At 45.1% G+C, this 7,508-nt stretch carries 7 protein-coding genes, 1 tRNA gene and 1 pseudogene; 4 read left to right on the forward strand and 5 right to left on the reverse strand.

All coding sequences use genetic code 11. The annotated features are described in order from the left end of the window. Window positions 1–1,034: hypothetical protein (locus SPM24T3_RS23680; protein ID WP_009639380.1), on the reverse strand; the 1,034-nt coding region annotated here is incomplete at its 3' end. Window positions 1,035–1,424: 390 nt separating this feature from the next. On the opposite strand from SPM24T3_RS23680, the pseudogene SPM24T3_RS26015 reads away from it, so the two are divergent. The 3 genes and pseudogenes from SPM24T3_RS26015 to SPM24T3_RS23690 form a co-directional block, all read left to right on the forward strand. After that, window positions 1,425–1,661 (forward strand): annotated as a pseudogene (locus SPM24T3_RS26015) (phage tail protein); the annotation flags it as partial. A gap of 12 nt (window positions 1,662–1,673) precedes the next feature. Beyond that, a complete protein-coding gene (locus tag SPM24T3_RS26020) occupies window positions 1,674–1,829 on the forward strand; it encodes a phage major tail tube protein (protein WP_237713138.1) in 156 nt (51 codons plus the stop codon). A gap of 320 nt (window positions 1,830–2,149) precedes the next feature. Beyond that, window positions 2,150–2,521, forward strand: a complete 372-nt coding sequence (locus SPM24T3_RS23690; RefSeq protein WP_009639382.1) for a hypothetical protein — start codon at window positions 2,150–2,152, stop codon at window positions 2,519–2,521. A gap of 178 nt (window positions 2,522–2,699) precedes the next feature. Here the strand turns inward: SPM24T3_RS23690 and SPM24T3_RS23695 are convergent, their stop codons facing one another. The 4 genes from SPM24T3_RS23695 to SPM24T3_RS23710 form a co-directional block, all read right to left on the reverse strand. Then, window positions 2,700–3,125, reverse strand: coding sequence for an N-acetyltransferase (locus SPM24T3_RS23695; protein ID WP_009639383.1), 426 nt, complete (start codon window positions 3,123–3,125; stop codon window positions 2,700–2,702). A gap of 957 nt (window positions 3,126–4,082) precedes the next feature. Beyond that, a tRNA-Pro gene (locus SPM24T3_RS23700) sits at window positions 4,083–4,159 on the reverse strand. Between the two features lie 76 nt (window positions 4,160–4,235). After that, window positions 4,236–6,008 (reverse strand): LPS biosynthesis-modulating metalloenzyme YejM, encoded by a 1,773-nt coding sequence (gene yejM / locus SPM24T3_RS23705; protein WP_009639384.1) that lies wholly within the window; start codon window positions 6,006–6,008, stop codon window positions 4,236–4,238. 24 nt (window positions 6,009–6,032) lie between these two features. Continuing rightward, window positions 6,033–6,260, reverse strand: a complete 228-nt coding sequence (locus tag SPM24T3_RS23710) for a YejL family protein (protein ID WP_009639385.1) — start codon at window positions 6,258–6,260, stop codon at window positions 6,033–6,035. Between the two features lie 209 nt (window positions 6,261–6,469). On the opposite strand from SPM24T3_RS23710, the gene yejK reads away from it, so the two are divergent. Then, on the forward strand, window positions 6,470–7,480 hold the full coding sequence (gene yejK, locus SPM24T3_RS23715) for a nucleoid-associated protein YejK (RefSeq protein ID WP_009639386.1): 1,011 nt from the start codon (window positions 6,470–6,472) through the stop codon (window positions 7,478–7,480). The last annotated feature ends 28 nt before the right edge of the window (window positions 7,481–7,508 follow it).

Below are 7,508 nucleotides of genomic sequence, written 5' to 3' on the forward strand. Positions count from 1 at the left end.
CTCAAATCAACAGAAGGACTGACCTGTGGGGTGAATGTCTGCTGGGGAATATTATTCCGCGTACGATATAGTTCTAGATCATCCACCAGTGCCTGTGGGAAATCCCTAAAAGGTTCATAATGAACACTTGATATCTTGTTACCTTTATTTTCCAGCATGGTGAGAATGTATACACTTTTCCCATGCCCATCATGAATACCTACTTTTCTAGTACGATATATCTTCGTGCCATGCTTTTTGTTCATCACTGAAAGATAGTTTCTAGGATTCATTTTCATTAGCTGACTGTATTCTGGAACTTTTCCATCTTGTTTATGTATTAAGTCGGAGGCAAAGTTACTGACCCGAATAGTCGCAGCCCCTGCGCCCGGAAAGAATAAGCCACCAGGCTTTACCGGCATGGGTTCAGCACCATGGATCTGCTTAGTCAGTAAGTAGTGATGCAGCGCATTCATGCGGCCCGGGGCAAGTGGCGGAGCAACGGGTCTTTCACCCGGACGAAGAAACAGGGAGGGGGTACTGGCGCTGGTATTGCCCTTGGACAACGGAGGCTTTTCTGACGGGCTGCCATGTTCATTAACAGGATGTAGGGTGGTTGATCGTTCACCTTGTTTGCGCAGAAACGCTTCTAAATCCGTTGTTGGCCCCTGCGGTAGGGCGATAGCATCACCAACAGCGTTCCCCAAGTGTAAAGACCAAGTCAATTTCTGTACTAACGTCATATCATTAAAAGCGCGTTCCTGCTGTTTTAGACTCTGAATATTATTATCATCCTGAACATAGGGATTATTGAGTGTTTCACCTTCCCCTTGGCCTTCATACCATTTAAATCCGCTGCCATATCTGAGAATGTAAATATATTGCTGTCTAAAGCTCATGTCTCGGAAAGCTAACTCCTGCGGTTTTGTATTCTGGTCCTCATTTTCAGATGCCCCCGCACTGTTTCCCGAAGAACGAGGCGCCTGTTTGTCTGTTTTGCTTTTGTGCTGATGCGACTTTTCTTTTTTGTCATCTTTTTGATCATATAGCGGCATGAAAATATGTCCTATGAATTTTAATTCTATTTATTTCAATGAACAAAGGATAAAACCAACGACTTTTAGTCAATCAGCTTTAGTTACGATTCTTATCCAGCTTTTGATTCGTGCGCGTTAACGAGGTGCGCGATTCGAAGACTTTTTTTAGTATAAAATAAAATAGTCAAATGTAAGCAGGCGGAAGAATTCCACTCATTTTTTTTGCTGACAATCCTTGAAATATTTAATAAAGTTTTCTTCGTATAATTTATTTACCAATTTAGTCTTTATTGCTTGCGGGAATTCTCTATATCCTTTTAATAACTTCCCACATTAGTCTTTAAAAGGTAAGCGTTGTTGGAACCACACCCGCACTTCCCCCTGTGTCGGATGCCGGCACTACCTCTTCCTTACTCGGCACGAGCGGCAGATTTACGTGCGCGTATCGACCTGGATCGCGGCTGGTGGTGGAGCAAGTCCAATCAGGACATTTTCAGTATCCTTGGCGTCGAGCATGTGGATGATTTCATCCTCGGCGAGCCAAATTGCCAGGCTAACCTGCTGAATATGGAGAATATCAGCACCATCATTCGTCGTGACGGTTTTAAACACTGGGGAAACCGGCTTTGCACCCGTGACCCGCGAGGCAATCAGTCCATGGCCGAATGCGCGGTGACGGTTGATATCGCCATCAGTTACTATAAGCAGTCCCTTGAAGGTGTTGAACTGATCGAGATAGATACCGAGCGGTTTATCCGCCGAGTGAACGGGGTAGATCAGCTAGCTATGTTGGCGGCGAAAGTGCGCTTATGAAATGCCTTACAATCTTGCTCTAAAAGAACGGTCCATTGTACTTATCAATAATGTGACAAAGTTAGTGCTTATTAACGGCTGACACCTTGTATGGTAAGGGATTAAGCTTATTCACTAAGTGGATTAATCAACTAACAGTAGACCTTTCTGGTTGCACATTAGGCATGCAAGGGGTAGATTTATTGAACAGTTGACAATGGTGTCAATTTTTTTAAAGGTCTCACATGGGTGAGGCAAATGTCGGCTACACACGGTGTACTGGCTAAGGTGGGTACATCTTATATAGCCAAGCTAAAGCTAAGAATCAACGCTCTATCCAGATGATTTTTGATAACACGAGTGTTATTGATAGCTTTGTGCCGCGTTCATTTCCTGACACCGTTGAGGTTCGCAGGATGCTTAGCCGTACCCATAAAGAATCACAGCTTTTCATTGTAACGTTAAAAAGCGATCTCAATCTTGCGGCCGATACTACGGTCGTTAAACCATTTGCTGAGATTGTAATTCGTGGCGAGAAATTGCGTTTTACCGTTCAACCTAAGAACCAATACCCTGATTTGTCAGTGAGTAATGATGTATTGATTTCGATTGAGAACTCTGTTGCTAAGTTTATGGAAGATACTTTTGCTACTCAGGTCTATTCTAACGATATTCGTAGCAAGGAGAGCTTTAAGGAATGTCACCGTCTTTAATTGACCCTACGTGATTCATGTTTTCTATTCTAACATAGATGCTATTATTTTTAATGAACTCATCAATTTTGAGAAAACCCGTCCATCATTAATGCTTTCTGCCGCTTGATATATCATTTTACACTTACTTTGGGGTTAACCTGTGAGTCATGTTTATCCCTGTAATATCAAACCCTGTTTATTTATATAGTCCGATAGCTGCTTGATTATCAGGCTCAACGCGTAATTTCAGTGTAGCCATTTGCTTTTCTTCAAGCATTGCTATCACGTTATTCATCGCCTCATGGCCAATTTTTTTATTACGATATTCCGGGGATATGTAGAAATCCATTATAAATACCGATTGTTCTTCGGGATAATAAAGCAACCACATGTAACCGACTTGACAAGGGACATCGCTGAGTATTTTAGTTATCCGGAGCAGGGAATTATTTTTTGCTGGTTGGTTGTCAGGAAAAGAGGTGTTGAATGTAGCATTCGCTTTTTGGTGCGCTTCTAACTGGCTGAACTGATGGTTTCTAATAAGATCCATCTTATATTCATTAACAAAGATGGTGCAATATTCCCCAATTTCACTTCCAGTGCATTCTTTTAGAGATAACATTTCTATACCTCATCCCAAATGTTGACTATAAAGAATGTGTGTAAACACTTCAATTATTCATAATTTGTAATAAGTTATCACTTTAGAACTTCTTATACTAATCAAAATTTCATAAAAAACAGGAGGATCATACTATTCCATAAAAAATAAAAATGGAATTAAATTCCATAAAGGTATTAATAAGCAAATTTGCAACGTAAGTCTTAAGAATGAAGAGAACAAAAATAATATTTTATCTCAAATGAAATGATATCTTGAAATCAGTTTTTTTGCATAAAAACTCGCAACGAATGCAAGATATGACATTGATTTTTATGGGTAAATAGATTGGCTCACAATAAATGAGCCCGCGAAACAGGATGAGCTATCGTACATTGCTATCCGTAATGAATACGTTCACTTTGTCATAAATTTTGCCCTTAGTGAGTTCTCCTTTTCGGGAAAGAATGAGTACGCCGATTTTCTTGCGGTGGACACCCGACTTAAGATCCCCCCGTTAAAGAACGCCAGCTAGTTTTGTGCAACCCGTGTTTGATTGTGGTCATTCTGGTGATCCTGAAAGAAAGGGAATTCAGGTTTAGCTTTCTTATTAGCCAGTTACTGGCAAAGGCGATCCCAGTCAGAGGGGCCGGACCCCCCAATTGGTTTACCGGCGTATTGCACCGAATTAACACCACCGGAAGCTAAGAAGTTGACTGTAGCGATTTTCAAAAGGGAAGAGGGCTTATGGTCGAAGACTACGCGGCACGACGATATATAGCATCGAGACCGGTCAGCTGGTTTACATAGACCTACAGAAGCGAAAAATTCGCTCCGTAAAGTAGCAAAAAAACCTCTCGAAATTGGAATCCGAAAACCAATTCTGAGGTCGATTTTTGAGGGGGTTTTCCCCAGTTATTCCCCACGCCAATCCAACAAACAAACCAACCCTAAGAGGTTGGTTTTAAAGGGAATTTCTGGTCGGCATGAGAGGATTCGAACCTCCGACCCCGGACACCCCATGACCGTGCGCTACCAGGCTGCGCTACATGCCGACGCTGTTTAAACAGTCTACTCATCTCGGTAATGAAATCAATACGCTACCATAATGAGTGCTTTATTTTTAAGCAGTTAGTTGGCGACGAAGCGTTTTTGATCGGTCAATACCTGTAGCAATAATCCCAACTCAGGTTTCTGATCTTTCAGCTCATTACCGTGACTGTCATAGGCATGGTAATTACCATCGTGATCCAGTTTGATAGTTTGTGTTGGGGTGGTAATGACTAAAGCGCCATCATTACTGGTGCTGGTTACCCAGTTATTGCTTCGGCGTGCGGCAAACAGGTCTTCACCCTGTGAGTAATCGGACGGCGACGTGCTTACGTGCAGCAGCCGTTGCATCAGAGTCGCCATCACGTCTTCGTGGGAGGTTAACTTATTCACATTTTGCGCTGGCGTACCGGGCCAATGAATGATGAGCGGAACTTTAACATGTTGCTCATCCATCTGATTTTGTTCTGGATTAAGATCGATACCTTTTGAAGCGGTTATGACTACAACCGTGTTATTCAACATGCCTTTGGCTTGCAGATTCTTCAGCACTTCGGCAATTTGCCCGTCAACTTCGCTGGCGCCTTGTTGATAACGTGGATTAATTATCGCCGCAGAAGGTTGTCTGCCGTCTTTACCTATCGCGGTTGCCTCAGAAGTGCCGTCGAAACTCAGATATGAGAACCATGGGCGAGGGCCGCGGGTATTAAGCCACTGCTGCCATTGTTGCGTAGTCTGCTGGTCGCTTTGACGTGCAGCTGGCGGCAGTGAGAAGTCAGACAATAGAGCCTGACGATACAACGTGCTGTTAAAGCCGTTGGAGGCAAACAGACCAAATTCATAGTTCTGCTGGGCGAGGGCAGTCATTAATGCCGACGGCTTACGAGAGGTAATAATTCCTTCAAGATAAGTCGGCGAGATACCATAGAACAGGCCAAACAAGCCGGTATCATTTTTATTACCCGAACTCAAATGATCGGCAAAATTAACATTGGTGCTGGCAAACTGTTTTAGCTGTGGCATATCTTTAGCGACAGAATCGGCATTCAAACCTCCCACCACAATCATCAGCAGGTTCAGATTGCTGCCTTTATCGCGGAAGCTGATCGAGTTCAGCGGATATTCCACTGAAATTGCGTCCGGATCGCCTTGTTCTATGAGTCGTTGTTGATACGCCTGGGCATCAAGCAGCCCGTGTTTTTCGAGGAATTTACGCGCAGTCATTGGATATGACAGCGGTAAATTAGAACGTTGCATAGTAATCGGGCGATAGAAGTTGGCATCGGCCCAGATATACATCAGATGTGACGCAATGAAGCAGCAAATAAATATTGCTACCAGCGGCTTGGCAAAGCTTTGTCGACTTAGACTGCGCAACTTCTGCCAGGCCCAGGTGCCAAAAAGCATCTCGACCAGGAAAATAATTGGCACCGCGATGAACATCAACTGCCAGTCGCGAGCTAAATCTGCCTGCCCGGGGTTAACCACCAGCTCCCACACCACGGGATTAATATGCAAATGGAAACGGGTAAATACCTCGGTATCCACCAGCAGCAAGGTTAATCCGGCGGTAGCAAGGATAGCAGACAGGAACCTCAGCAATCGCTGCGACATCACCACAAAGGTCAGCGGGAAGATAATCAGCAGATAGACAGCGAAGCCGACGAAACTGAAATGCCCCAGCAAACTGACCAGCGCGTAAATCCTACCTTCGAGGGAGGAGGGCCAGTCAGAAACAAATAGATAACGGCTACCGAGTCCAAGACTAAGCAGAATATTGAATAAGGCGAACCAGTGCCCCCAGCTAACCATCTGGGATACTTTTTCGCGATAGCGCTGGCTATTTGTCACCATAAGAAGGCTTTGCTGAGTGTTAAATTAATGGGCTTTGTCTTCTCTTATAGATGCCTGCAGGGCATCGGCGAACGAACGTCCCAGAGTTTTGCGCTGAGCAGGTGCAACGCTGGTATTGATCAGGTTGGTCACCATGTTGCCTAAAACCATCAAAGAAAGATCGGTTGGGGCGCGGTGTTTTTCCAGAACGGTGGCTAACTCAGACAGCAGTTGCTCAACTTGTTCGTCACTGTAACGAGATGATTGTGGCATAGATTATTGTGCTCAAAGCTTTACAAAGTCCAATATCTTAACTTATCACGAGGTGAGTTTCCGCTTTTTTATAATGTTAATAACGCATGGTTATTGTCTGAGCTTGTTAACAGAGATTTCAAAGGGCTAGCTTAACGCTTGCAGAGAGTACTCTTCGGTGTTGGAATACGCGGCGCAGGGGAACCCCTAAATGAACAGGAGAAAGTCACATGAGTCTGGATATCGAGCAGATTGCTCTGCACCAGTTGAACAAACGCGACGAGCAAACGCTGGATGTTGTGTTGCGCGATACCCTTTTAACCCCAAACGCGGCGGTTGAAGAGATGATGGCCGAGCTGCATCGGGTTTACAGCGCCAAGAGCAAGGCTTACGGCCTGTTTAGCGAAGATAGCGAGCTTGCGACAGCGTTACGCGGCTGTCGCAAGGGCGATGAAGATTTTCTTGGCTTCAGCCGTGCAGCAACTGGCCGTCTGCGTGATGAACTGGCTAAGTATCCGTTTGCCGAGGGTGGCGTGGTCCTGTTCTGCCATTACCGTTTTCTGGCGGTAGAGTATTTGCTGGTGGCGGTTTTGACCAGTCGCAGCAGCATGCGGGTCAATGAGCAGCTCGATGTCAGCAGCATCCATTATCTGGATATTAATCATGCTGATATCGTCGCACGTATTGACCTGACCGAATGGGAAACCAATCCTGAGTCAACGCGTTACCTGACTTTTCTTAAAGGCAGAGTCGGCCGCAAGGTTGCAGATTTCTTTATGGATTTCCTGGGCGCGGCGGAAGGTCTGGATACCAAGGCGCAAAACCGTGGCCTGTTGCAGGCGGTTGACGATTACTGTGCCGAAGCGCAGCTGGATAAAAACGAGCGTCAGAACTATCGTCAGCAGGTTTACACCTATTGCAACGACCAATTACAGGCGGGGGAAGAGATTGAACTGCAGGAGTTGGCGCAGGAGCTTCCACCGCTGGGCGATAAAGACTTTAAACAGTTTTCAACCGATCAGGGTTATGAGCTGGAAGAGAGTTTCCCGGCCGATCGCAGCACGCTGCGTCAATTAACCAAGTTTGCCGGCAGCGGTGGCGGCTTGAGCATTAATTTCGACGCGCTGCTGATGGGGGAAAGAATTTTCTGGGATCCCGCTACCGATACGTTGACTATCAAAGGTACGCCGCCAAACCTGCGCGATCAGTTACAACGCCGCTCAGGCAGTGGCAACAGCTGAATTTTACTGAACGCTAGCCAATAAAAAA

The organism is Serratia sp. M24T3, assembly GCF_000257645.1.
Taxonomy (GTDB): Bacteria; Pseudomonadota; Gammaproteobacteria; order Enterobacterales; family Enterobacteriaceae; genus Rouxiella.